21 protein-coding genes and 8 tRNA genes are annotated in these 23,266 nt (G+C 30.8%); 20 read left to right on the forward strand and 9 right to left on the reverse strand.

The window, feature by feature from the left end; translation table 11 throughout:
* Positions 1–7: 7 nt before the first annotated feature.
* The 10 genes from ELQ11_RS02265 to ELQ11_RS02310 all read left to right on the forward strand — a co-directional run bounded on the left by ELQ11_RS02265 (position 8) and on the right by ELQ11_RS02310 (position 5,516).
* Positions 8–793, forward strand: coding sequence for an amino acid ABC transporter permease (locus ELQ11_RS02265; RefSeq protein WP_070242964.1), 786 nt, complete (start codon positions 8–10; stop codon positions 791–793).
* A 61-nt stretch (positions 794–854) separates the two neighbouring features.
* Positions 855–930, forward strand: a tRNA-Lys gene (locus ELQ11_RS02270).
* 7 nt (positions 931–937) lie between these two features.
* Positions 938–1,013 (forward strand) — tRNA-Val (locus tag ELQ11_RS02275).
* 51 nt (positions 1,014–1,064) lie between these two features.
* Positions 1,065–1,141 (forward strand) — tRNA-Asp (locus ELQ11_RS02280).
* A 4-nt stretch (positions 1,142–1,145) separates the two neighbouring features.
* Positions 1,146–1,221 (forward strand) — tRNA-Lys (locus tag ELQ11_RS02285).
* A gap of 19 nt (positions 1,222–1,240) precedes the next feature.
* Positions 1,241–1,316 (forward strand) — tRNA-Arg (locus ELQ11_RS02290).
* 6 nt (positions 1,317–1,322) lie between these two features.
* Positions 1,323–1,398: transfer RNA gene (locus tag ELQ11_RS02295), tRNA-Val, on the forward strand.
* Between the two features lie 51 nt (positions 1,399–1,449).
* Positions 1,450–1,526: transfer RNA gene (locus ELQ11_RS02300), tRNA-Asp, on the forward strand.
* Positions 1,527–1,592: 66 nt separating this feature from the next.
* A complete protein-coding gene (locus tag ELQ11_RS02305) occupies positions 1,593–1,979 on the forward strand; it encodes a hypothetical protein (protein WP_070243244.1) in 387 nt (128 codons plus the stop codon).
* Positions 1,980–2,003: 24 nt separating this feature from the next.
* Entirely contained in the window at positions 2,004–5,516 is a 3,513-nt protein-coding gene (locus ELQ11_RS02310) for an acyl-[ACP]--phospholipid O-acyltransferase (RefSeq protein ID WP_134225128.1), read from the forward strand.
* A 7-nt stretch (positions 5,517–5,523) separates the two neighbouring features.
* On the opposite strand, the gene ELQ11_RS02315 is transcribed toward ELQ11_RS02310, so the two are convergent.
* The 3 genes from ELQ11_RS02315 to ELQ11_RS02325 form a co-directional block, all read right to left on the reverse strand.
* Positions 5,524–6,435 (reverse strand): AEC family transporter, encoded by a 912-nt coding sequence (locus ELQ11_RS02315; protein WP_002861688.1) that lies wholly within the window; start codon positions 6,433–6,435, stop codon positions 5,524–5,526.
* A 195-nt stretch (positions 6,436–6,630) separates the two neighbouring features.
* Positions 6,631–6,716, reverse strand: a tRNA-Leu gene (locus ELQ11_RS02320).
* Between the two features lie 34 nt (positions 6,717–6,750).
* Complete coding sequence (locus ELQ11_RS02325) at positions 6,751–7,089, reverse strand: F0F1 ATP synthase subunit C (RefSeq protein ID WP_052949384.1); 339 nt, start codon at positions 7,087–7,089, stop codon at positions 6,751–6,753.
* Positions 7,090–7,320: 231 nt separating this feature from the next.
* On the opposite strand from ELQ11_RS02325, the gene ELQ11_RS02330 reads away from it, so the two are divergent.
* Genes ELQ11_RS02330 through argH form a run of 5 tightly spaced genes read left to right on the forward strand, consistent with a single transcriptional unit; the run spans position 7,321 to position 14,818 of the window.
* The gene (locus ELQ11_RS02330) at positions 7,321–8,655 is read left to right on the forward strand and encodes a sodium-dependent transporter (protein WP_052949385.1); all 1,335 of its coding nucleotides are present in this window, start codon (positions 7,321–7,323) and stop codon (positions 8,653–8,655) included.
* Between the two features lie 12 nt (positions 8,656–8,667).
* Positions 8,668–10,008, forward strand: coding sequence for a sodium-dependent transporter (locus ELQ11_RS02335; RefSeq protein WP_134225129.1), 1,341 nt, complete (start codon positions 8,668–8,670; stop codon positions 10,006–10,008).
* 31 nt (positions 10,009–10,039) lie between these two features.
* Positions 10,040–11,839 (forward strand): biotin/lipoyl-containing protein, encoded by a 1,800-nt coding sequence (locus ELQ11_RS02340; protein WP_052949387.1) that lies wholly within the window; start codon positions 10,040–10,042, stop codon positions 11,837–11,839.
* 12 nt (positions 11,840–11,851) lie between these two features.
* Complete coding sequence (gene pckA, locus ELQ11_RS02345) at positions 11,852–13,426, forward strand: phosphoenolpyruvate carboxykinase (ATP) (protein ID WP_070285649.1); 1,575 nt, start codon at positions 11,852–11,854, stop codon at positions 13,424–13,426.
* Positions 13,427–13,435: 9 nt separating this feature from the next.
* Positions 13,436–14,818, forward strand: a complete 1,383-nt coding sequence (argH, locus tag ELQ11_RS02350; RefSeq protein ID WP_070285650.1) for an argininosuccinate lyase — start codon at positions 13,436–13,438, stop codon at positions 14,816–14,818.
* Between the two features lie 21 nt (positions 14,819–14,839).
* On the opposite strand, the gene ychF is transcribed toward argH, so the two are convergent.
* Genes ychF through rpiB form a run of 6 tightly spaced genes read right to left on the reverse strand, consistent with a single transcriptional unit; the run spans position 14,840 to position 19,317 of the window.
* The gene (gene ychF / locus ELQ11_RS02355) at positions 14,840–15,943 is read right to left on the reverse strand and encodes a redox-regulated ATPase YchF (protein WP_052949390.1); all 1,104 of its coding nucleotides are present in this window, start codon (positions 15,941–15,943) and stop codon (positions 14,840–14,842) included.
* Positions 15,940–17,391, reverse strand: coding sequence for a leucyl aminopeptidase (locus tag ELQ11_RS02360; protein ID WP_070317619.1), 1,452 nt, complete (start codon positions 17,389–17,391; stop codon positions 15,940–15,942). The genes ychF and ELQ11_RS02360 overlap by 4 nt, the downstream gene beginning before the upstream one ends.
* Positions 17,388–17,984 (reverse strand): DedA family protein, encoded by a 597-nt coding sequence (locus tag ELQ11_RS02365; RefSeq protein WP_002861619.1) that lies wholly within the window; start codon positions 17,982–17,984, stop codon positions 17,388–17,390. The genes ELQ11_RS02360 and ELQ11_RS02365 overlap by 4 nt, the downstream gene beginning before the upstream one ends.
* A gap of 18 nt (positions 17,985–18,002) precedes the next feature.
* Entirely contained in the window at positions 18,003–18,551 is a 549-nt protein-coding gene (apt, locus tag ELQ11_RS02370; RefSeq protein WP_044779227.1) for an adenine phosphoribosyltransferase, read from the reverse strand.
* Positions 18,548–18,880, reverse strand: a complete 333-nt coding sequence (locus tag ELQ11_RS02375) for a membrane protein (protein ID WP_002853247.1) — start codon at positions 18,878–18,880, stop codon at positions 18,548–18,550. The genes apt and ELQ11_RS02375 overlap by 4 nt, the downstream gene beginning before the upstream one ends.
* Positions 18,880–19,317 carry a ribose 5-phosphate isomerase B gene (gene rpiB / locus ELQ11_RS02380; RefSeq protein WP_002861617.1) on the reverse strand — a complete coding sequence of 146 codons (438 nt, stop codon included), beginning with the start codon at positions 19,315–19,317 and terminating at the stop codon, positions 18,880–18,882. The genes ELQ11_RS02375 and rpiB overlap by 1 nt, the downstream gene beginning before the upstream one ends.
* A gap of 163 nt (positions 19,318–19,480) precedes the next feature.
* Here rpiB and ELQ11_RS02385 point away from each other — a divergent pair, with 163 nt between their 5' ends.
* From ELQ11_RS02385 to ELQ11_RS02405, 5 genes are all read left to right on the forward strand, one after another.
* Positions 19,481–20,035: a chemotaxis protein CheB gene (locus ELQ11_RS02385; RefSeq protein ID WP_053872752.1), complete on the forward strand. Its 555-nt coding sequence runs from the start codon at positions 19,481–19,483 to the stop codon at positions 20,033–20,035.
* Between the two features lie 15 nt (positions 20,036–20,050).
* A complete protein-coding gene (locus ELQ11_RS02390) occupies positions 20,051–20,839 on the forward strand; it encodes a CheR family methyltransferase (RefSeq protein WP_052858622.1) in 789 nt (262 codons plus the stop codon).
* 135 nt (positions 20,840–20,974) lie between these two features.
* Positions 20,975–21,703 carry an amino acid ABC transporter ATP-binding protein gene (locus ELQ11_RS02395; protein ID WP_052858624.1) on the forward strand — a complete coding sequence of 243 codons (729 nt, stop codon included), beginning with the start codon at positions 20,975–20,977 and terminating at the stop codon, positions 21,701–21,703.
* Positions 21,704–21,724: 21 nt separating this feature from the next.
* Entirely contained in the window at positions 21,725–22,504 is a 780-nt protein-coding gene (gene peb1A, locus ELQ11_RS02400; protein WP_044780510.1) for a bifunctional adhesin/ABC transporter aspartate/glutamate-binding protein PEB1a, read from the forward strand.
* Position 22,505: 1 nt separating this feature from the next.
* On the forward strand, positions 22,506–23,258 hold the full coding sequence (locus ELQ11_RS02405) for an amino acid ABC transporter permease (protein ID WP_002853332.1): 753 nt from the start codon (positions 22,506–22,508) through the stop codon (positions 23,256–23,258).
* Positions 23,259–23,266: the final 8 nt, after the last annotated feature.

The raw sequence follows: 23,266 nt of genomic DNA on the forward strand, positions 1-23,266 counted from the left end.
ATTTTTATTGTCTTTGTTTATCCAAAAAAATAAGAATTTTAAACCTTTAAAACCTCTATCAAAGTCAAAAATAATCACTAATTTAATTCTTTTGATTTTATTTTTAATATTGTTTTGTTATTGTGGTTTTAGTATAAGTGCTTATCATTTTGATTTTAGTGCAATTGCGACCTATAAAGAAAAATTTCTTCAAGGTTTTTTAAATACTTTAATAATCAGTTTTTTTTCTTTATTGTTGAGTATAATTTTAGGTGGAGTTTTTTGTGCTTTTTCTTTAAGTTCGATTGTTTTTTTAAGATTTTTATCTACATTTTACATAGAGCTTGTCAGAGGAACCCCTTTACTAGTGCAGGTATTATTGATATATTATATCATTGCAAATAATTTAGGACTTGATAATCGATATGTGGCTGGAGTTATTATTTTATCATGTTTTTCTGCTGCTTACTTAGCTGAAATATTTAGAGCTGGAATTTTAAGTATTTCTATATCTCAGCTTGAGAGCGCTAGGGCTTTAGGGTTAAAAGAGATGCAGGTTTTTGCGTATGTAATTTTTCCCCAAGCTTTAAAAAATATTTTAGCACCGCTGAGTGGACAATTTGCAAATTTAATTAAAGATAGTTCATTATTAAGCGTCATTGCTGTAAATGAATTAACCCAAAGTGCACAAGAGATAAATTCTTATACTTTTGCTACTCTTGAAGCTTATGTAATTTTGGCTATTACATATCTTGTTTTGACTTTACCTATAAGTATATTTTCTCGTTATTTGGAGAGAAAATGCCAAAAATGATTTAAAAAAGCTTGACAAATAGAGCTAATTTTGGCATAATCACATTTTTATTTCAGAAAATGTCTCGTTAGCTCAGTCGGTAGAGCATCTCCCTTTTAAGGAGGGGGCCGTTGGTTCGAATCCAACACGGGACACCATTATAAAGGTCGCTTAGCTCAGTTGGTAGAGCGCCACCCTTACAAGGTGGATGTCATAAGTTCGAGTCTTATAGTGACCACCATTTTATAAAATCATAAATAGGTTTTATAATCTCTACTTCTTTACTTTGGATGCAGCGGTAGTTCAGCTGGTTAGAATGCCGCCCTGTCACGGCGGAGGTCGCGGGTTCGAGCCCCGTCCGCTGCGCCATCTTGTCTCGTTAGCTCAGCCGGTAGAGCATCTCCCTTTTAAGGAGGGGGCCGTTGGTTCGAATCCAACACGGGACACCATTTTTATTGTTAGGGTTATGACCCTTTCGTCTAGTGGCCCAGGACAACACTCTCTCTGTGTGGAAACAGAGGTTCAAATCCTCTAGGGGTCGCCAATCATAGGTCGCTTAGCTCAGTTGGTAGAGCGCCACCCTTACAAGGTGGATGTCATAAGTTCGAGTCTTATAGTGACCACCATTTTATAAAATCATAAATAGGTTTTATAATCTCTACTTCTTTACTTTGGATGCAGCGGTAGTTCAGCTGGTTAGAATGCCGCCCTGTCACGGCGGAGGTCGCGGGTTCGAGCCCCGTCCGCTGCGCCATCTTGCTTGGTAACAATTTTATAAGTATAATTTGCAAAATAATAAAAAATAGAGCTAAGGAAAAAAATGCTTATTATTGGACATAAATTATTAAAAAATTTAGATTTTTCTTTTATTGAAAGTGTTGAAGAAGTTAAAGATAATAAAGTTTATTGTATTGTTTATGATGAAAAATTGATTTCTTATTTAAGTCAAAATGATTTTGAATTTGCTATTTTAGCGCAAAATAAAGACGAGATATTTTTAGCCAATGCTTTAGGAGCTAAATTTTTGCTATGCAATGATAAAAAACTTGCAAAATTTGCTAGCAAGGTTGCAGAATTTTATGTTTTTGATAGTAGGGTTTTAATGATTGTTGATAAATTAGAGAATTTTAAAAAATTTTATAAATTAAAAATCGATGGAATTATTTTAAAAGATAATATAGATAATTTTCCTAAATTTGTAAAATAAGTGCTAATTGACGAGGTTTAAATAATGCAAAAAAAATCTTTTTTGAAAATTTACGGATTAATTCCTTTTTTACTTATAGCATTCATCAATGCTTTTGTGGATTTGGGACATAAAATTATTATTCAAAATACTATTTATAAGGCCTATGAAGGAAGCGAGCAGTTATTTTTAAATGCTATAGTTAATGCTTTGATTTTACTTCCTTTTATTCTTATGCTTTCTCCTTCGGGTTTTTTAGCGGATAAATATCCAAAAAATATTGTAATGAAAATTTCAGCAATTTTCAATGTTATACTCACTTTAATAATTTGCATTTGTTACTATAGCGGTGCTTTTTGGATGGCTTTTATTTTTACTTTTATAATGGGAGTACAAGCAGCGATTTATTCACCAAGCAAATACGGTTTTATCAAAGAACTTGTAGGAAAAGACTTTCTTGCTATGGGCAATGGTGTAATTAATGCAGTAAGCATTATGGCAATCTTAGCAGGAATGGCTTTGTTTTCTTTAAGTTTTGAAAGTCTTTATAGTTCTGCATATAATCAAACAGATGAAATTTTAAAAGAAGTAGCGCCTTTAGGAATTGTGCTAATTTTATTTTCTTGTATCGAAGTATTTTTTGCGTGGCGTTTACCTAAGCTCAAACAAACAAATAAAGATTTAGTTTTTAACAAAAAAGACTATATTCATGGAAAACTTCTAATAAATAATCTTAAGCTTGTTTTTAAAAATAAAACTATTTGGCTTTGCATAATAGGAATTTCATTTTTTTGGGCTATATCTCAACTTTATCTTGTTAGCTTTCCTGTCTTTGTCAAAAATGAACTTTTCATAGAAAATACTTTTTATGTGCAAATTTCACTCGCTTTTTCTGGTATAGGAGTGATTTTAGGCTCTTTAGTAGCTGGTAAATTTTCAAAAAATTATATAGAACTTGGACTTATTCCACTTGGTGTATTGGGTATGTTTTTAATGGCTTTTTTAATGCCTTATTTTGTAAGTTTATTAAGTTATAGTTTTTTATTTTTCTTTTTTGGATTTTGCGGAGCTCTTTTTATCATTCCTTTAAATACTTTAATCCAATTTCATGCCAAAGAAAATGAATTGGGACAAATTCTTGCAGGAAATAATTTTTTTCAAAATATTGCCATGTTAGGATTTTTACTCTTAGCAACTTTATTTGCAAAATTTGAAATCAATGTAGTTTATTTGTTTTATTTTATTACTTTAGTAACCTTTATAGGAAGTTTTTATATACTTTTAAAACTTCCCTTTTCTTTAGTGCGTATACTTTTAAGCATAGCTTTTTTGCAACGATACCGCTTACTTGTAGAAGGTTTTGAAAATATACCAGAAAAAGGTGGAGCTTTGCTTTTAGGTAATCATATTTCTTTTATTGATTGGGCTGTTGTACAAATGGCAATTCCAAGAAAAATTTATTTTGTTATGGAAAGAAGTATTTATTCTAAATGGTATATTAAAATTTTTCTTGATAAATTTGGTATTATTCCTGTATCAAGTACAGGAAGTAAGACGAGTTTAGAACTGATAGCAAAGCATATCAAAGAAGGTAATTTAGTTTGCTTGTTTCCTGAAGGTACGCTTTCAAGACATGGACAATTAAATGAATTTAAAGCAGGATTTGAATTAGCTTGTGAATATTTAAGCGAAGATGATGGAAAAATTATTCCTTTTTATATAAGAGGACTTTGGGGTAGTGCTTTTTCAAGAAGCGATGAAGAATTTTCAGCAAGAAACCGCACTTTAAATAAAAGAAAAATTGCTATAGCTTTTGGTAAAGCTATGCCTTTGCATTCTAAAAAAGATGAAGTTAAAGCTAAAGTTTTTGAACTTTCTTTTATGGCTTGGAAATCACAATGCGAAGCTATGCATACTATAGCAAGAGCTTGGATAGATACAGCTAAAAAAAATCTAAATCAAATAGCTATTATCGATACACTAGCTGGAGATATTTCTTATAGAAAAATGTTGAGTCTTAGTTTAATTCTTAATTTTTTTATTAAAAGAAAATCCAAAGAATTAAACATTAACCCTCAGCGTGGAAGTTACGCTCCTAAAGAGGAAGCTATAGGAATTTTACTACCTGCTTCTTTTGCAAGCTCTTTAACCAATCTATCTGTTTTAATCGCAGAAAAAATTGCAGTAAATCTTAATTTTACGGCTGGAGAAAAAGCTCTAAAAGCAGCTATAAAAAATGCGCAAATTTCACAAATTTATACTTCTAAAACTTTTTTAGAAAAATTAGCAAATAAAGGTATAAACCTAAATTTCGATACAAATATACATTTAATTTATTTTGAAGATATTGTAGAAGATTTTAAAATGCAAAAAACTAAAATTTTTAGCATGATGTTAGTAGTTAGTATCATGCCTAGTTTTATACTCAAAAGCATCTTCACTCCTTCAAAAAACAATCTTGCCATCGCAGCTATTTTATTTAGTAGCGGAAGTGAAGGTTCTCCAAAAGGTGTTATGCTCAACAACCGTAATATTTTAAGCAATATAGCACAAATTTCTGATGTGCTTTGCACAAGAAACAATGATGTCATTCTCTCATCTTTACCACCTTTTCATGCTTTTGGACTTACCGTAACTACATTTTTGCCTTTGCTTGAAGGTATTAAAAGTATCACTTTTGCAGATCCAACTGATGCCTTAGGGGTTGCCAAAGCTGTTGCTAAAAATAATGTCACTATTATGTGTGGAACTTCAACCTTTTTAGGAATTTATGCAAGAAATAAAAAACTTGATGCTTTAATGTTTGAAAGCTTAAGAATAGTTGTATCAGGTGCTGAAAAACTAAAAAATGAAGTAAGAACTGCTTTTGAAATGAAGTTTAAAAAAAGCATTTTTGAAGGTTATGGAGCTACGGAAACTACACCTGTAGCGAGTGTAAATTTACCAAATCGTTTTGATGCGGATTATTGGCTTATACATCGTGCCAATAAAGAAGGAAGTGTAGGAATGCCTCTACCTGGAACTGCGGTACGTATTGTTGATCCAAATAATTATGAAAATTTAAAAACAAATGAAGATGGACTCATACTTATAGGCGGTCATCAAGTTATGGTAGGCTATCTTAATAACAAAGAAAAAACCGATGAAGTTATTAAAGAAATTGATGGCATAAGATGGTACAACACGGGAGATAAGGGACATTTGGATGAAGATGGTTTTTTATATATTGTCGATCGTTATTCTCGCTTTGCAAAAATTGGCGGAGAGATGATTTCTTTGGGTGCAATAGAAGAAGAAATTGCCAAATTTATAGACACTGAAGTGGTTAAATTTTGTGCTACATCTTTAGAAGATGAGAAAAAAGGGGAACAAATTGCTTTACTCATAGAATGTAATAATGAAATTTTTGAAAGAGTATGTGAGGCTATAAAAAATTCTAATATACCTACACTTTTTAAACCTAGATATTATTTTCAAATAGAAAAAATTCCCCTCCTAGGTTCAGGAAAAGTTGATCTTAAAAAAGTTAAAGAATTAGCTAAAAATTTAGCCATATAATTTGAGCTTATAACAAAGCCCAAATTAAAATTGGCATAGAAACAAAAGCAAAAAGAACTCCAAAGGCTACAGCACTTACGGCTAAATTGCTATCTAGTTTAGCTTTCATTACCATAGCTCCTGCTAAGGTCATAGTAGGAGCTGCGCTTTCTATAATAGCAACAATGGTAGAATTTTTTAATTCTAAATTAAATATTTTTAAACAAAATACAAAAAATAAAGGAGCTAAAATCATTTTAGCAAAGATGACAATTACTGTAGGTTTGTAAGAGGTTTTAATCGCCATAAAGCCAAGTCCTAAACCTATGGCAAAAAGTGCAACAGGGGTTGCAGAAGCGCCAAATAAACGAATAGGAGAGAAAATAAATTCAGGTAAAGTAATTAATTTGCACAAAAAACCAAAAAGCAAAGCTAAAAAAGGTGGAAAACTAAGAATTTTTTTAACATTAGCAAGTAAACTGACTTTTTCTCCATTTCCCAAAGAAAGTATAAAAGGTCCAAAAAGTGATATAGGTAAAGTTGTGGCTAAAGCATCGTAAAATATAACTTCAGCGCTAAATTGTGGGTCATTAAATATACCAGCAACAATAGGCATACCCACAAATATAGTATTTCCAAAACAAGAAAGCAAAAACATACTGACTAAAGTTACTTTAGAAAAATGAAAAACTTTTCCAATAAGAATAGCAAAAAAAGCTGCTAGTATACAGCTAAACAATCCAATAAAAATAAAAATAATCAATGAAAAATCAAAATTTAAATGATATGCTTTATCGAAAATCAAACAAGGTAAAGCAAAAATAATAGCAAAATCTAAAAAAGTCCTAGCTTGTTTTTGCTTTAAAACGCCAATTCTTTTGGCAAAATATCCGCCTGCAAGTAAAATAAAAATTGTAAATAATGGTATAAAAACAAACATTGAATAATCCTTTTTAAGGGATGGTTTTTGAAAACGGATAGAATTATATTCTTTATACTTAAAAAAAATCTTAATATTTTTAAGTTTTTTAAAAAAACCAATATTTTTTATTTTTTGTAACTTTAAGAAATTGTAAGTTGAAATTTGATTTTGAATAGTTGGTATTTTAAGTTGAATGATTATAATTTTAAATAATGGTGCGGTTAGCGAGATTTGAACTCGCACACGCGGAGCGCACCACCCCCTCAAGATGGCGTGTCTACCAATTCCACCATAACCGCATAAAAAAAGCCCAAAAAAGGGCTTTAATCAGTTTTATTGTAAAACTATAAAAGGATTTGCATAAAGTGCTATTAGCGCGATAACAAGAGCATAGATAACTTGTGCTTCAATCATCGCTAAAGCGATAAACATAGTTGTCATTAATTTTGGCCCAAGACCAGGGTTTCTAGCTGTTCCTGCAATTGTTGCCGCTGCGGTATTACCCATACCGATAGCACCACCAAGTGCTGCAACACCAAGACCTAAACCTGCTGCAAGAACTGAAAATGCTTTAATCCATATATTGATAGCTTCTTGCTCTACTGGAGCGTTAGTTTCAGCTGCAAAAGCTACTGCTGCACATGCTAATAATAAAAAAAGAACTTTTTTCATTATCTTAACCTTTCTATAAAAAATATTTTTCAATTTTTAAATCAGTTCGGCTTGCGTATCCCTACTTAAGACTTAAAAATAAAGCCGAATTATAACCAAAAGTATCTTTATTTTTATTGAAATTTACAAAAATTCACATTTTTGATTTAAATTTGATTGTTTTTAATAAAGCTTAAAAGTTTTTTTGCTTTAATAATATTTTAAAATAATTTTTAAATTAAGGTTGTAACATTGAGTTCTAAATTTTCAAAAATAGGTTTCATTTTAGCGGTAGCAGGTTCAGCAGTGGGCTTGGGTAATGCTTGGAAATTTCCAACACTAGTAGGTCAAAGTGGTGGATCTGCTTTTATCTTGCTTTATATAATTCTTACTTTAGGTGTAGGTTTTGTGATATTTTTAGCTGAGCTTAGCATAGGAAAAATTAGTGAAAAAGATCCGGTTAATGCCTATGAAAAGTTAGCACCTTCAAATAAAAAAACTTGGTCTTATGTTGGTTTTACTATGGTGGGAGCGATTTTAATAGTTTCTTTTTATACCTTGGTGATTGGCTGGATAGTTAAATATGTGTTTTTAAGTATCACTGGAAATTTGCCTATGGATCTAGAAGTAAGTAAAGCGCAGTTTGGATTTTTTACAAGTGAGGATTTTTTAAGTCAGTTTATTTGTTTTACTTTAGTTTTTTTATGTGTTTTTTATATTGTTTCTAAAGGTGTTAAGAATGGGATTGAAAAGTTAAATGTTTGGATGATGCCTTCATTGTTTATTTTACTTATTTTGATGCTTGTTTATGCTATTAGTAAAGATGGTTTTATGATGGCGGTTAAATTTCTTTTTGTGCCTGATTTTTCCAAAATCAACACTTCAAATGTTCTTGAAGCCTTAGGGCTTGCCTTTTTTAGTCTTTCTTTGGGCGTTGGAACGATTATTACTTATTCTGCTAGTCTGCCTGATAAAACTAATTTTATTACCAGTACTTTAAATATTATTTTTATCAATCTTTTAGTTGGTTTATTAATGGGTTTGGTTGTTTTTACTTTTATCTTTGAATTTGGTTACAATCCTAATCAGCAAGGACCAGGACTTGTTTTTATTTCCTTGGCTACTTTATTTGAAAAAATTGGGGTGATTGGTTGTATTTTTGGAGCAGCATTTTTTATTTCTTTAATCTTTGCTGGTATTACTTCAGCTGTTTCAATGATAGAGCCTTTTGCTTTTTACCTTATTAATACTTTTGGTATGAGCCGTAAAAAAGCTTTGATTTTAATAGGAATTGTTGTTTATATTTTAGGAATGTTGTGTATTTTATCTTCTTTAAAAAGTACTCAGTTTGGATTTTTTGGAATGAGTTTTTTTGATTTGCTTGATAGTATTTCAAGTAAGGTTATTATGCCTTTAGGTGGAATTTTGGCAGCTATTTTTGTGGGATTTGTGATGAAAAAAGAAGCTTTAAAAATTTTATTTGAACCTTATATGAGGGGTATATTTTTTGAACTTTGGTATGTGTTTTTGAGATTTATTTCCCCTTTGGCTGTTGTTATAGTTATGATAGCCGCTTTTTTAAAGTGAGTTTGAAAAATAATGAGAACATATTTTTCAAAAATCGGTTTTGTATTGGCTGTTGCTGGTGGAGCCGTTGGTTTAGGTAATGCTTGGAAATTTCCAACTTTAAGTGCAGAAAATGGTGGTTTTGTTTTTGTGCTTTTATATTTGTTTTTTACTTTAACCATAGGATTTAGTATTTTTTTGGCTGAAGTGGCTATGGGACGTTTAAGTAAAAGTGATCTTGCAAATGCTTATTCAAATCTTGCCATAAAATATGGCAATAGATGGCGATATGGCGGCGTTTTTATGTTAGGTGGTATTTTTGTTCTCTCTTTTTATCTAGTTATCATGGGATGGGTTTTAAAATATACTGTAGTTAGTCTTTATTATCTTCCTAAAACTTTAGATGAAGCAGCAAGTAATTTTCAGAATTTAATTACTGCAAATTTGACAAGTTCTGTTTTTTTCTTCATTTTATCTTTTTTTCTTACTTTATTAATAGTATCTAAAGGTTTAATCAAAGGGATTGAAAAATTAAACGTTGTTATAATGCCTAGCTTATTTTTAATGCTTGTTTTTATGTTGTTTTATTGTATGGGATTTAAGCAAGGTTTTGCAAATGCTTTTTCTTATTTATTTTATCCTGATTTTTCACATTTTAAATTTAGCTCTATTGCCGAAGCTTTAGGGCTTGCATTTTTTACCTTATGCTTGGGAATAGGTTGTATAGTTACATATTCATCAGCCTTGGATAAAAAAACAAATTTTATAAAAAGTTCAGTGTATATTGTTTTGATTAACTTATTGATTTCTTTTATCATGGGACTTATTGTTTTTACTTTTATCTTTGAATTTGGAGCCGATCCGCATACTCAAGGAGCAGGAATTGTTTTTGTATCCTTGATGAGTTTGTTTAATCAACTTGGAGCTTTAGGCTATATTTTTGCATTTTGTTTTTTCTTAGCGCTTTTTTTTGCTGGTATTACTTCAGCTGTTTCAATGATAGAGCCTTTAACTTTTTATATGATTAATAACTATCAAATTTCTCGTTTTAAAGCTCTATTTTTAATAGGTTTATTTGTTTTTGTTTTTGGAATTTGTTGTATCTTGTCGTTAAATTTAAATTTTTTTTCTATGTTTAGTTTTTTTGGTAAAGATTTTTTTACTTTATTGGATAAATTAACTTCAAATTTTTTACTTCCACTTGGTGCTATAGTATGCTCTATATTTGTAGGTTTTTTTATGAATAAAAAACAAATTTATAAAATTTTTTCTAAATTTATAAGTCGAAAAATTTTCTTAATTTGGTTGTTTTTTATTCGTTTTATATCGCCTATAGCAATAATTTTGGTAATGTGTTATCAAATTTTTGTATAATAATGAAAAAATATTTTTTTAAGGAAAAATAATGGCTAAAAAATTCATCGATGTAATGGATACAAGCTTTAGAGATGGTTTTCAGTCTGTTTATGGAGCTAGGGTTTTAATGGATGATTTTTTTCCTGCAGTAGAAGCAGCAAAAGAAGCAGGAATTACACATTTTGAATTTGGCGGTGGTGCTAGATTTCAAAGCTTGTATTTTTATCTTAATGAAGATGCTTTTACCATGATGGATAGATTTAGGGCTATTGTAGGAAAAGATACCAATCTTCAAACTTTAGCAAGAGGGGTTAATACTGTTACTTTAGATACTGGAAGTAGTGAACTTATTGATTTGCATGCAAAACTTTTTGCAAAACACGGTACTACAACGATAAGAAATTTTGATGCCCTTAATGATGTAAATAATTTAAAATTTAGTGGTGAATGTATAGTAAAACATGGGTTAAAGCATGAAATTACTATTACTTTAATGGATTTACCGCCAAATTGTAAAGGTGCTCATGATGTGCCTTTTTATGAAAAAATTTTAAAAGAAATTTTAGCAGCAGAAATTCCTTTTCATAGTATTTGTTTCAAAGATGCAAGTGGAACTTCAAATCCAAATAAAATTTATGAAACCATTAAAATGGCAAGAAAAATTTTACCTCAAGATATGCATATTAGACTTCATACGCATGAAACTGCAGGGGTGAGTATAGCCTGCTATCTTGCAGCACTTGAAGCAGGGGTTGATGGTATCGATTTGGCTGCGGCTCCAGTAAGTGGCGGAACCTCTCAACCTGATATTTTAACCATGATGCATGCTTTAAAAGGCAAAGATTATGATTTAGGCGGACTTGAGGAAGAAAAAATTCTAAAATACGAAGAAGTTTTAAAAGATTGTTTAAAAGAATATTTTTTACCACCTGAAGCTACTATGGTAAATCCACTTATTCCTTTTTCTCCTATGCCAGGAGGAGCTTTAACAGCAAATACACAAATGATGAGAGATAATAATATCTTAGATAAATTTCCACAAGTCATTCATGCTATGAGAGAAGTTGTAGAAAAAGGTGGATTTGGTACTTCGGTTACTCCAGTTTCTCAATTTTATTTTCAACAAGCTTTTAATAATGTGATGTTTGGACCTTGGAAAAAAATAGCAGAAGGTTATGGAAAAATGGTGCTTGGTTATTTTGGAAAAACTCCTGTTACACCCGATGCAAATATTGTTGAACTTGCTTCAAAACAACTTAATTTAGAACCTACTACAGAGCTTGCTATTAATATAGCTGATAAAGATGAGAGTAAAAGTATAGTTTATACTAAAACCTTGCTTGAAAAAGAGAGTATAGAAACGAGTGAAGAAAATATATTTATTGCAGCAGCTTGTAAAGAAAAAGGTATAGCATTTTTAAAAGGAGAGGCAAAGGTAAATGTACGCAAATTAGCTAGTATGCCAAAGCCTATGAGTGTAGATGAAAACAAATTTACCGTAGCTGTAAATGGTAATAAATATCATGTAGAGGTAAGCTATGGTTTTGATAAAGATGTTAATGTTAAAAGTGTAAAAAAAGTAGAAGAAAATAAAAATATTGTTTCTTCAAATTCAACAAGTTCTGTAGATGCTGAAAATGAAGTTTTAGCAGGTATTTCAGGTAATGTCTTTAAAATTTATGTTAACGAAGGTGAAGAAGTAAAATCAGGTCAAGCCATCATGGTTTTAGAAGCAATGAAAATGGAGATTGAAGTTAATGCCCCAAAAGATGGAATTATTTCAGAGCTTTGTATTAAAATAGGCGATACTGTTAACGAAGGTGAAGTATTAGCTATCTATAAGAATTAAAGTGAGGGAAAGATGAAAAAATTTGATAATTTAGGCTTGGACAATATAAAAGAAATTTTTCATAATTTAAGTTATGATGAATTAAATGCTCATGAAAAAGCAAATAATGAAGGTTTAAGTACGGATAATGATACTTTTTGTGTGGATACAGGAATTTTTACAGGTAGAAGTCCTAAAGATAAATATTTTGTAAAACAAGATCCATCTAGTAAGTATATTGCTTGGGGAAAGGTAAATCAGCCCATTACAAAAGAATTATTTGATAAGCTTTTGACTAAAGCAAAACAAGAATTAAGTGGAAAGAAAATTTATGTTCAAGATGCTTTTTGTGGCGCTTCTTTGCAAAGTCGCAAAGCAGTAAGATTTGTTACTGAAATTGCATGGCAAGCACATTTTGTTAAAAATATGTTTATTCGCCCAAGTCAAGAAGAACTTGAGAATTTTAAAGCAGATTTTATTGTTTATAATGCTTGCAAATGTATCAATGAAGATTACAAACAAGATGGTTTAAATTCAGAGGTTTTTGTAATCTTTAATGTTGAAGAAAATATAGCGGTTATTGGTGGAACTTGGTATGGCGGAGAAATGAAAAAAGGTATTTTTTCTATGATGAATTATTGGTTGCCACTAGAAAATAAACTTTCTATGCATTGTAGTGCAAATGTCGGAGAAAAAGGTGATGTAGCACTTTTCTTTGGACTTAGTGGTACTGGAAAAACTACACTCTCAACCGATCCAAAAAGAAAACTTATAGGTGATGACGAACATGGTTGGGATGATGAAGGTGTATTTAATTTTGAGGGTGGTTGTTACGCAAAAACAATCAATCTCGATCCTGAACATGAGCCTGAAATTTATAGTGCCATTAAAAGAAATGCACTTTTAGAAAATGTAGTTTTAAGAGCCGATAAGAGTGTTGATTATGCTGATGCTTCAAAAACAGAAAATACAAGAGTTTCTTATCCTATAGAGCATATTGAAAATCATGAGCCTAGTCTAAAAGCAGGGCATCCAAAAAATATTATATTTTTAAGTGCAGATGCTTTTGGAATTTTACCTCCAGTAAGTAAACTAAGCAAAGAGCAGGCTATGTATTATTTTTTAAGTGGTTATACAGCAAAAGTAGCTGGAACTGAGCGTGGTATTTTAGAACCTCAAGCAACTTTTTCAGCTTGTTTTGGAGAACCTTTTATGCCTTTGCATCCAACGGTTTATGCGAGATTACTTGGTGAAAAGATTGAAAAGCATGAAGCTAATGTTTATCTTGTTAATACAGGCTGGAGCGGTGGAAGCTACGGTGTGGGTAAAAGAATGAGCATTAAGGCTACTAGGGCTTGCATTAATGCTATTCTAGATGGAAGTATTGCAAAATGCGAATTTGAAAATTTTGAAGTGTTTGATTTAGCTATTCCAAAAGCTTTAGAAGGTGTAGAAAGCACGCTTTTAAATCCTATAAATACTTGGTCAGATAAAAATGATTATATTGCAACAAGAGATAAATTAGCACATATGTTTATACAAAATTTTAAACGTTATGAAGATGTCAAAGAAGGCATTGAATTTAGCAAATTTGGACCAAAAATTTAAGGCATTTAAATGAAAAATGAAATGTGGTCAGGACGTTTTAGTGGTGCAAGTGATGAGCTTTTAAAAGAATTTAATGCAAGTTTAAATGTAGATAAAACTTTGTTCAATGAAGATATACAAGGTTCTATAGCACACGCTACAATGCTTGAAAGTTGTGGTATTTTAAAAAAAGAAGAATTAGATGCTATTATAAAAGGTTTAGAGCAGGTTAGAAGTGAAATAGAGCAAGGCAAATTTATTTTTGATATTAAAGATGAAGATATTCATATGGCTGTAGAAAAGCGTTTAAGCGAGCTTATAGGTAGTGAAATTGGTGGAAGACTTCATACTGCAAGAAGTAGAAATGATCAAGTGGCTACTGATTTTAAACTTTTTGTCAAAAAATCTCATATTGAACTTATAAAGCTTTTAAAAGAATTGATTCAAACCATGCTCGAACATGCCAAAGTGCATAAAAAAACTATTATGCCAAGTTTTACACATTTACAACACGCTCAGCCTGTGAGTTTTTCTTTTTATATTTTAGCTTATGCTTTTATGCTAATGCGAGATATTAAGCGTTTGCAAAATAGTCTAGAACTCGCTGATTTTTCGCCACTTGGGTCTTGTGCGTGTGCAGGAACAAGCTATGTTACCAATCGTGAGTTGAGTGCTGAAATTTTAGGATTTAAGGAGATTATGCCAAATGCTATGGATGGAGTGAGTGATAGAGATTTTGCTCTTGATTTACTTTATGATATAGCAGTTATTTTTACACACACTTCAAGACTTTGCGAGGAAATGATTTTATTTTCAAGTTCGGAATTTTCTTTTATATCCATAAGTGATAGTTTTTCAACAGGAAGTTCTATCATGCCTCAGAAAAAAAATCCCGATGTTTGTGAACTTATACGCGGAAAAACAGGGCGTGTCTATGGAAATCTGATTTCTCTTTTAACTATAATGAAAGCTCTACCTTTAGCTTACAATAAAGATATGCAAGAAGATAAAGAAGGGCTTTTTGATAGTGTAAAAACCGCTAAAGATAGTTTAATCATCTTAAATGCAATGTTAAAAGAAATACGAATTGATAAAGAAAATATGCTTAATGCTTGTAAAAAAGGTCATTTGTTGGCTACCGATTTGGCGGATTATTTGGTGCGTGAAAAAAATATTCCTTTTAGAAAAGCACATTTTATAGTGGGAAATGTTGTTGCACAAGCTGAAGCACAAGGTATTGATATAAGTGAAATTAAAGATCTTTCAAAAATAGATCCTGTATTTGATGAAAAAGCTATGGAACTTTTAAATTTTGAATTTTCTTTAAATTCTAAGCAAAGTGAAGGCTCAAGTTCTATTGCAAGCGTAGAAAAGCAAATTCAAATTTTGGAAGGTTTTATTCAAAATTTATAAATATTGTTTAGGCTATTTTGCCTAAACATTGAATCTAAAATGCATTACATCGCCGTCTAAAACGATATAGTCTTTTCCTTCAAGGCGTAGCTTTCCTACTTCTTTGGCGCCATTTTCGCCTTTGTATTGGATATAGTCTTCATAGGAAATAACTTCAGCTTTTATAAAGCCTTTTTCAAAGTCATTATGAATCACGCTCGCTGCTTTTGGTGCTTTCCAGCCTTTTTTGATTGTCCAAGAACGCACTTCAACTACACCAGCGGTAAAATAACTGATCAGTCCAAGCTTAGTAAAAGCAGTGCGTATGATTTGATCAAGACCGCTTTCGTTAACTCCTAGAGAACTTAAAAATTCATGGCTTTCTTCATCGCTTAATCCTACTAATTCTTCTTCGATTTTTGCACAAAGCTTGATAACTTCATGATCATTTTTTTTAGCATATTCTTTTAAAGCTTTTACATAATCATTATCTTCACTAATACCATTTTCATCAACATTTGCACCATAAATCACTTCTTTAGCAGAAAGCAGTCTTAATTCTTTGATTAAGGCTTGATAAATTTCGTTTTCTTTTTCAGGATAAGAACTTGCAGCTAAGCCTTTGTTTAAATGATCAAGTAAAGAATTTGCAAGTTCGAGGCTTTCTTTAGCACCCTTTTGGTTGGCTTTGGTTTCTTTGGTGAGTTTTTCTATTTTTTTACTAAGTTGTTCAATATCTGCTAAAATAAGCTCTGTATTGATAATTTCTACATCACGCAAAGGATTAACTCCACCTTCAACATGGGTGATATTTTCTTCATCAAAACAACGCACTATGTGTAAAATAACCTCAGTTTCGCGTATATTTGAAAGAAATTTATTTCCTAAGCCTTCACCCTTACTTGCACCTTTAACAAGTCCAGCGATATCTACAAATTCTATTAAAGAATGCATAATTCTTTCAGGTTTTACGATTTTAGCAAGTTCATTAAGTCTTAAGTCAGGAACTTCAACCATGGCTTTGTTAGGCTCTATGGTACAAAAAGGATAGTTTGCACTTTGGGCATTTTGTGCTTTAGTTAAAGCATTAAAAGTCGTTGATTTGCCAACATTTGGAAGTCCTACTATACCCACGCTTAAACTCATTTAGCTTTCCTTAAAATTTGAATTAGATAATTAACACACATTCTAACTCCAGCTCCACCTGCACCAAAACTAGAATATCCCCAAGATTTTTCCGTATAAGCAGGTCCTGCTATGTCAAGATGTAACCATTTGTCTTTATATTCTTTACGAATAAATTTATCTAAAAATAACCCCGCGGTAATTGCGCCTCCATAGCGACTAGAGGCAGTGTTGCTAATATCGGCAATATTTGATTTTATAAGTTCTCTTAAGTGGGGGTTAAAGTGTAAGATTGTAGTATATTCTCCACTTTTTTTAGAGCTTAGATAAAAATCATTTTGCAATTCTTCATTGTTTCCCATAATAGCACTTGTAAATTCTCCAAGTCCTACAACACAAGCTCCAGTAAGTGTTGCCATATCAATAAGTAAATCAGGTTTTAAATCTTGTGCAAAAGAAAGACAATCAGCTAAAACCAAGCGTCCTTCTGCATCTGTATTTCTTACTTCTATACTTACGCCTTCGCGACTGATTAACACATCATCAGGCTTATAAGCATTGCCGCCTATCATATTTTCAGTTGCACCTAAAATACAATGCACTTCTAAATCTAAAGCAAGCTCGGCTACGGCTTTTATGATCCCCATTGCTGCTGCTGCACCGCTTTTATCGGCTTTCATTGTAAGCATAAAATCAGCTGGTTTTAAGCTTAATCCACCGCTATCGTAAGTTAAGCCTTTTCCAACAAATACAACACGTTTTTTTGCATTTTTGGCTTTATAGCTTAGATGAATGAGGCGTGGTGGATGTACCGAGGCACGATTGACTGCCAAAAAAGCATTCATTTTTTCTTTGGCCAAAAATTTTTCATCATAAATTTTACAAATAATGTTTTTATTTTCTTTAGCTAAATTTTGCGCATCTTCTGCCATTTTTAAAGGGGTGTAAATTTCAGGAATTTCATTGACTATATTTTTAGTAAAATTTGTGGCATTAGCTAAAATTTCTCCACGCTCCAAGCCTATCTTAGCTTCATCTTTATTAAATTTCTTACCATTTAATTCTTCGCTTGAAATAATAAATTTTTCCAAAGTGCTTGTTTTTTTCTCGCTTTTATATTTATCAAATTTATAAGCTCCAAAAAGTACGCCTTCAACTAAAGATGTAAAACTTCTAACTACACAATCTCCTATTATGCTAGGAAGTTTTACGCTTTTTATATTAAGCTTTTCAAGAGTTTTGTATGCTGTGCAAAGACTTAATCTTATATCCTCATAAGCAAGGCTTTTAAGCTCTAAATAAAGCTTTTTATTGTTTAAGTCTAGTAATATACCTTCGCCTTTGTAATTATTAAGTTTAAAAAAATCTTTTTCTTTGTTAAAATTTTTTAAATTTTTATCCTGTATAAAAATAAGTTCAAAGTCTGCTTTTATAGCATCTAGTTTTTTATCGTTTAATTCAAATTTCATGATTTTTTCCTTTTATCTTTAAGTATAGCTTTTTCCATTTGTTTAAAACCAAATAATAAAAGGGATAAAAAAGCTATAATAATAATGGCTGCATAATACCAATGTTCTTCAGCCCAAGTCACCATCTTCCAAATTTGTTCTCCAAAATACCAAGCTAAAAGTATAGTGATTGATGCCCAAACCCAAGCACTAAAAAGATTGATAATAGCAAATTTTTTTGCACTATAACGCGTGACTCCTATACTCATAGGTATAATGGTTCTAAAGCCATACATATAGCGTTGTATAAAAATAATAGGCCAACCAAAACGTTGTAAAAGTAAGTGTGCTACTGCAAATTTACGCCTTTGGGTTTTTAATTTTTTTTGTATGTAGCGTTTATTATATCTTCCTATATAGAAATAAATTTGATCGCCTACAAAACCACCAAGTCCTGCTATAAATATAACAAAGCCTAAATTTACATGTCCTTGATGGGCAAAAATACCTGCCAAAATTAAAGCCAACTCCCCTTCTAAAATACACCATAAAAAAATAATAATATATGCTAGATCTTTGTATTGGTAAAGTAAATTTTTTAAAAATTCTTCCATTTGCGCCTTTCTATAGTTTTAAATTTCTAAAACACTATAAACTGAAGTAAGTTTTTCAAGTTTATTTGCTCCATTTAAATCTTTAAGATTCATTAAAAAACAAGCTTCAACGCATTTTGCTCCAGCTTTTTGAATGAGTTCATACGAAGCTATAGCTGTTCCGCCAGTTGCTATTAAATCATCTACAAGTAAAACCTTTGCATTTTGAATATTTTTAAATGCATCTTTATGAAGTTCTACTTTATCGCTGCCATATTCAAGATCATATTCGCAGCTAAAGGTTTCAAAAGGGAGTTTTCCAGGTTTTCTAATAGGCACAAAAGGAAGATTAAGTTTTGCACAAATCATAGATGCAAAGATAAATCCTCTGCTTTCTGTTCCTGCTATGAAGTCTAGATTGTAATCTTTGTAGCGTTCTTTTAAATGTTTAAGTAGAAAATTTAAAGCCTCTTTGTTATTTAGTAGAGTGGTAATATCTCTAAAAATAATTCCTTTTTTTGGAAAATCAGCAATAATTCTAATGCTATCAAGCAGGTATTTTTGTTCTTCTTGTGTTAGTTTTATCATAATAATGCCTCGATTTTTGCTTCTAATTCTTTAATTCTTTGTCTTAGTTTGTCATTTTCTAAACGATATTGAGAATTTCTAGTTCTTAAAGATGTAAGGTCTGCTTTGATTTTATTAAGCTCTTCTGTGAGTATATCTATATTTCCAAGACTTCTTTGAAGTTGGATTTGTAGTTTTCTAATAACAATCTCAGTATCATCAAGATTGTTTTTGATAAAATCTTTTGATGTTTTTTCTTTATTAAGTAGAGTTTTATAGTAAAACAACATTACAATCAGATAGATAGTTGCACAAATTAATATAGTTAAAACAAGCCAGTTTGTAAACATTATATTTTTACCTCAATTTTTTGAATTCTTTGCATATGTCTCCCTTCTTCAAAAGGAGTTTGAATGAATTTTTCTATAATATCTGTAGCTAATTCAATCCCGATTAATCTTCCACCTAATGCCAAAACATTGGCATCATTATGTCTTCTTGCAAGTTCCGCACTTAAGCTTTCATGGCATAATGCGCAGCGAATGTTTTTATGACGATTTGCTGCAATAGAAATTCCAATTCCACTTCCACAAATAAGAATGCCAAAGCTTCGTTTGTCTATTTTTTCGGCAAGTAAATGTGCATAATCAGGATAATCACAGCTTGCACAAGTGTTTGTTCCTAAATCGTTAAAAATTATATTTTTTTCTTTTAAAAATACGCAAATTTTTTCTTTTAATTCAAAACCAGCATGATCACTAGCAATATAAATTTTTTCCCTAAGCATTGGTTTCCTAATTACTATATAAAATAAGATAAAAATCTAATCTTATCATATTAAATCATAAAAACAGCTTTTCTTTTTTTAAAAATAAGCTTTATTTTTCTTTATATATGTTAGAATTTGCGACAAGAAAAATAAAATTTCAATAAATTAAGGGGAGAAGAAAATGAAGCTCATACTCATAGGATCTTCAACAGGTGGTCCTAATCAGCTTAAATTTCTTTTAAAGGATATTGATATAAAAAATACTTGTGTAGTTATAGCTCAACACATGAGTGTTAGTTTTATTCCATCTTTTGTGAGGCAATTTAATAAGGAGGCTTTTAGTGAAGTGTGCTTATTGAACGATAAAGAGATATTAAGCAATAAAATTTATATTTGCCCTAAAAATACTATTTTATCTGGAAATTTAAATATTGTAGCCTCTTGGCAAGATGTGGTATCAAGTTTTAAGCCAAGTGTAGATTTGCTTTTTCATTCCGCTGTTTCTTTGGCAAAAACAAATAAAATACTTGCTATTATTTTAACGGGTATGGGAGATGATGGCGCAAAAGGTTTATTTGAGCTTTATAAAACAGGGGTTAGATGTTTATGTGAGAATGAGGCAGATAGCGTCGTTTATGGTATGCCAAAAAGAGCAAAAGATATGAATCCACATTTAAAACCTATGAGCTTAAAAGAAATTAAAAAAGAAATTATAAATTTTATTGATCAGGATTAATAAAAGGAAAATTACATGGAAAAAAAAATAACTCCTAGCGAATTAGAACTTAATGAATTTATAAAAATTATCAACGAAATGAGCGGTATTGATTTAACCGATAAAAAAAATATATTAGCTTTAAAGTTGAATAAATTTCTTGAAGGAACTAATACTAAAAATTTTTCCGAATTTTTGGGAAAATTAAAAAGTAATAGACAACTTAAACAAGAAACTTTAGATTTTGTAACCATAGGTGAAACTTATTTTTTAAGAGAATTGGCTCAATTGAAAGAAATAATTTATTATGCCAAAAGCTTAGAAAAGAGAGTAAATATCCTAAGTGCCCCTTGTTCAAGTGGAGAAGAAGTATATTCTTTAGCGTTACTGGCTGCACAGAATTTTATTAAAGATATGTATATTTTAGGCATTGATATTAATTCAAGCGTGATTGAAAAAGCAAAACTTGGAAAATATCAAGGAAGAACTTTACAGCGATTGAGTGAGAGTGAAAAAAGAAGGTTTTTTTTAGAAAGCGAAGATAAATTTTATACTATTAATAAAAATGAGCTTTGTACCTGTAAATTTGAACTTTGCAATGTTTTTGAAGAAAAATTTTCAAGATTGGGAAAATTTGATATTATAGCTTCTAGAAATATGATTATTTATTTTGATCATGAATCAAAACTAAAACTTATGGAGAGATTTCATAGAATTTTAAATGACAAAGGAAGGCTTTATATTGGCAATGCTGATTTGATTCCAGAGACTATTTATTTTAAAAAGATTTTCTCTCCAAGAGGTGTTTACTATGAAAAAGTATAAATTCTAAAAATTACTAAAAGTTACACTTTGGAAATTTATTGGTAAAAATAAGTTACATTTTGAAGTAGTTTTCTTTATTTAATGATAAAATAATTTTAATTAATTTTATATTTAGTTAGAAATAAAGGAAAAAACTTGATTGAATTAAAAAATGTAAATAAATACTACGGAACTCATCATGTTCTAAAGAATATCAATCTTTCTGTTAAAGAAGGTGAGAAGCTTGTTATTATAGGTCCAAGTGGAAGTGGAAAAAGTACAACTATCCGTTGCATGAATGGGCTTGAAGAAGTTAGTTCAGGCGAGGTAGTAGTTAACAATCTTGTTTTAAATCATAAAAATAAAATTGAAATTTGTCGAAAATATTGTGCAATGGTTTTTCAGCATTTTAATTTATATCCACATATGACGGTTTTGCAAAATTTAACCTTAGCTCCAATGAAACTTCAAAAAAAATCTAAAAAAGAAGCTGAAGAAACAGCTTTTAAGTATTTAAAAGTCGTAGGTTTAGTGGATAAAGCAAATGTTTATCCAGCAACCCTTTCAGGCGGACAACAACAACGCGTTGCTATAGCAAGATCACTTTGTACTAAAAAACCCTATATTTTATTTGATGAACCTACTTCAGCCCTTGATCCAGAAACCATACAAGAGGTTTTAGATGTAATGAAAGAAATTTCACGCCAAAGCAATACTACCATGGTGGTTGTTACACACGAAATGGGTTTTGCAAAAGAAGTAGCAGATAGGATTATTTTTATGGAAGATGGCGCTATTGTGGAAGAAAATATTCCTAGTGAATTTTTCTCAAATCCAAAAACCGAAAGAGCGCGACTCTTTTTAGGGAAAATTCTTAAAAATTAACCAAAATTGAAAGGAGAAAAAATGGTTTTTAGAAAATCTTTATTAAAGTTGGCAGTTTTTGCTCTAGGTGCTTGTGTTGCATTTAGCAATGCTAATGCAGCAGAAGGTAAACTTGAGTCTATTAAATCTAAAGGACAATTAATAGTTGGTGTTAAAAATGATGTTCCACATTATGCTTTACTTGATCAAGCAACAGGTGAAATTAAAGGTTTTGAAGTAGATGTTGCCAAATTGCTAGCTAAAAGTATATTAGGTGATGATAAAAAAATAAAACTAGTCGCAGTTAATGCTAAAACAAGAGGCCCTTTGCTTGATAATGGTAGTGTAGATGCAGTGATAGCAACTTTTACTATTACTCCAGAGAGAAAAAGAATTTATAATTTCTCAGAGCCTTATTATCAAGATGCTATAGGGCTTTTAGTTTTAAAAGAAAAAAATTATAAATCTTTAGCTGATATGAAAGGTGCAAATATTGGAGTAGCTCAAGCTGCAACTACAAAAAAAGCTATAGGTGAAGCTGCTAAAAAAATTGGTGTCGATGTTAAATTTAGTGAATTTCCTGATTATCCAAGTATAAAAGCTGCTTTAGATGCTAAAAGAGTTGATGCGTTTTCTGTAGACAAATCAATATTGTTAGGTTATGTGGATGATAAAAGTGAAATTTTACCAGATAGTTTTGAACCACAAAGTTATGGTATTGTAACCAAAAAAGATGATCCAGCTTTTGCAAAATATGTTGATGATTTTGTAAAAGAACATAAAAGTGAAATTGATGCTTTAGCGAAAAAATGGGGTTTATAATATGAATGAAAGTGTAGGTTTTGTTGAACATTTAAGACAAATTCTTACTTCTTGGGGTTTATATGATGAAAATAGTATAAGCCCTTTTGCGGTATGGAAATTTTTAGATGCTTTGGATAATAAAGATGCTTTTATTAATGGTTTTATTTATACTTTAGAAGTAAGCATTCTTGCTTTGCTTATAGCTACAATTTTTGGAACTATAGGCGGAGTTATGGCTACAAGTAGATTTAAAATTATCAGAGCCTACACTAGAATTTACGTAGAGCTTTTTCAAAATGTTCCTTTGGTAATACAAATTTTCTTTTTGTTTTATGCCTTGCCTGTTTTAGGTATAAGACTTGATATATTTACTATTGGTGTATTGGGTGTTGGGGCTTATCACGGAGCTTATGTAAGCGAGGTGGTTAGAAGTGGAATTTTGGCTGTACCAAGAGGTCAGTTTGAAGCTTCTGCGTCTCAAGGGTTTACTTATATTCAACAAATGCGTTATATTATAGTACCTCAAACCATTAGAATTATTTTACCACCGATGACAAATCAAATGGTAAATTTAATCAAAAATACCTCTGTATTGCTTATTGTAGGTGGAGCTGAGTTAATGCATTCTGCTGATAGTTACGCAGCTGATTATGGAAATTATGCGCCAGCTTATATATTTGCAGCGGTTTTATATTTTATAATTTGTTATCCTTTGGCTTATTTTGCAAAGGCTTATGAAAATAAATTAAAAAAAGCACATTTAACGAGATAAAGGGTTGT

Source organism: Campylobacter sp. US50a, from assembly GCF_004379015.1.
GTDB lineage: Bacteria > Campylobacterota > Campylobacteria > Campylobacterales > Campylobacteraceae > Campylobacter_D > Campylobacter_D jejuni.

Excerpts from the sequence above, each read along its gene's own strand:
- ELQ11_RS02340 (WP_052949387.1), top strand. The coding sequence starts at position 10,040 with ATGGCTAAAAAATTCATCGATGTAATGGATACAAGCTTTAGAGATGGT.
- ELQ11_RS02375 (WP_002853247.1), bottom strand. The coding sequence starts at position 18,880 with ATGTTTACAAACTGGCTTGTTTTAACTATATTAATTTGTGCAACTATC.
- apt (WP_044779227.1), bottom strand. The coding sequence starts at position 18,551 with ATGATAAAACTAACACAAGAAGAACAAAAATACCTGCTTGATAGCATT.
- peb1A (WP_044780510.1), top strand. The coding sequence starts at position 21,725 with ATGGTTTTTAGAAAATCTTTATTAAAGTTGGCAGTTTTTGCTCTAGGT.
- argH (WP_070285650.1), top strand. The coding sequence starts at position 13,436 with ATGAAAAATGAAATGTGGTCAGGACGTTTTAGTGGTGCAAGTGATGAG.
- ELQ11_RS02325 (WP_052949384.1), bottom strand. The coding sequence starts at position 7,089 with ATGAAAAAAGTTCTTTTTTTATTATTAGCATGTGCAGCAGTAGCTTTT.
- ELQ11_RS02385 (WP_053872752.1), top strand. The coding sequence starts at position 19,481 with ATGAAGCTCATACTCATAGGATCTTCAACAGGTGGTCCTAATCAGCTT.
- ychF (WP_052949390.1), bottom strand. The coding sequence starts at position 15,943 with ATGAGTTTAAGCGTGGGTATAGTAGGACTTCCAAATGTTGGCAAATCA.
- ELQ11_RS02305 (WP_070243244.1), top strand. The coding sequence starts at position 1,593 with ATGCTTATTATTGGACATAAATTATTAAAAAATTTAGATTTTTCTTTT.
- ELQ11_RS02360 (WP_070317619.1), bottom strand. The coding sequence starts at position 17,391 with ATGAAATTTGAATTAAACGATAAAAAACTAGATGCTATAAAAGCAGAC.
- ELQ11_RS02365 (WP_002861619.1), bottom strand. The coding sequence starts at position 17,984 with ATGGAAGAATTTTTAAAAAATTTACTTTACCAATACAAAGATCTAGCA.
- ELQ11_RS02335 (WP_134225129.1), top strand. The coding sequence starts at position 8,668 with ATGAGAACATATTTTTCAAAAATCGGTTTTGTATTGGCTGTTGCTGGT.
- pckA (WP_070285649.1), top strand. The coding sequence starts at position 11,852 with ATGAAAAAATTTGATAATTTAGGCTTGGACAATATAAAAGAAATTTTT.
- ELQ11_RS02315 (WP_002861688.1), bottom strand. The coding sequence starts at position 6,435 with ATGTTTGTTTTTATACCATTATTTACAATTTTTATTTTACTTGCAGGC.
- rpiB (WP_002861617.1), bottom strand. The coding sequence starts at position 19,317 with ATGCTTAGGGAAAAAATTTATATTGCTAGTGATCATGCTGGTTTTGAA.
- ELQ11_RS02390 (WP_052858622.1), top strand. The coding sequence starts at position 20,051 with ATGGAAAAAAAAATAACTCCTAGCGAATTAGAACTTAATGAATTTATA.
- ELQ11_RS02405 (WP_002853332.1), top strand. The coding sequence starts at position 22,506 with ATGAATGAAAGTGTAGGTTTTGTTGAACATTTAAGACAAATTCTTACT.
- ELQ11_RS02310 (WP_134225128.1), top strand. The coding sequence starts at position 2,004 with ATGCAAAAAAAATCTTTTTTGAAAATTTACGGATTAATTCCTTTTTTA.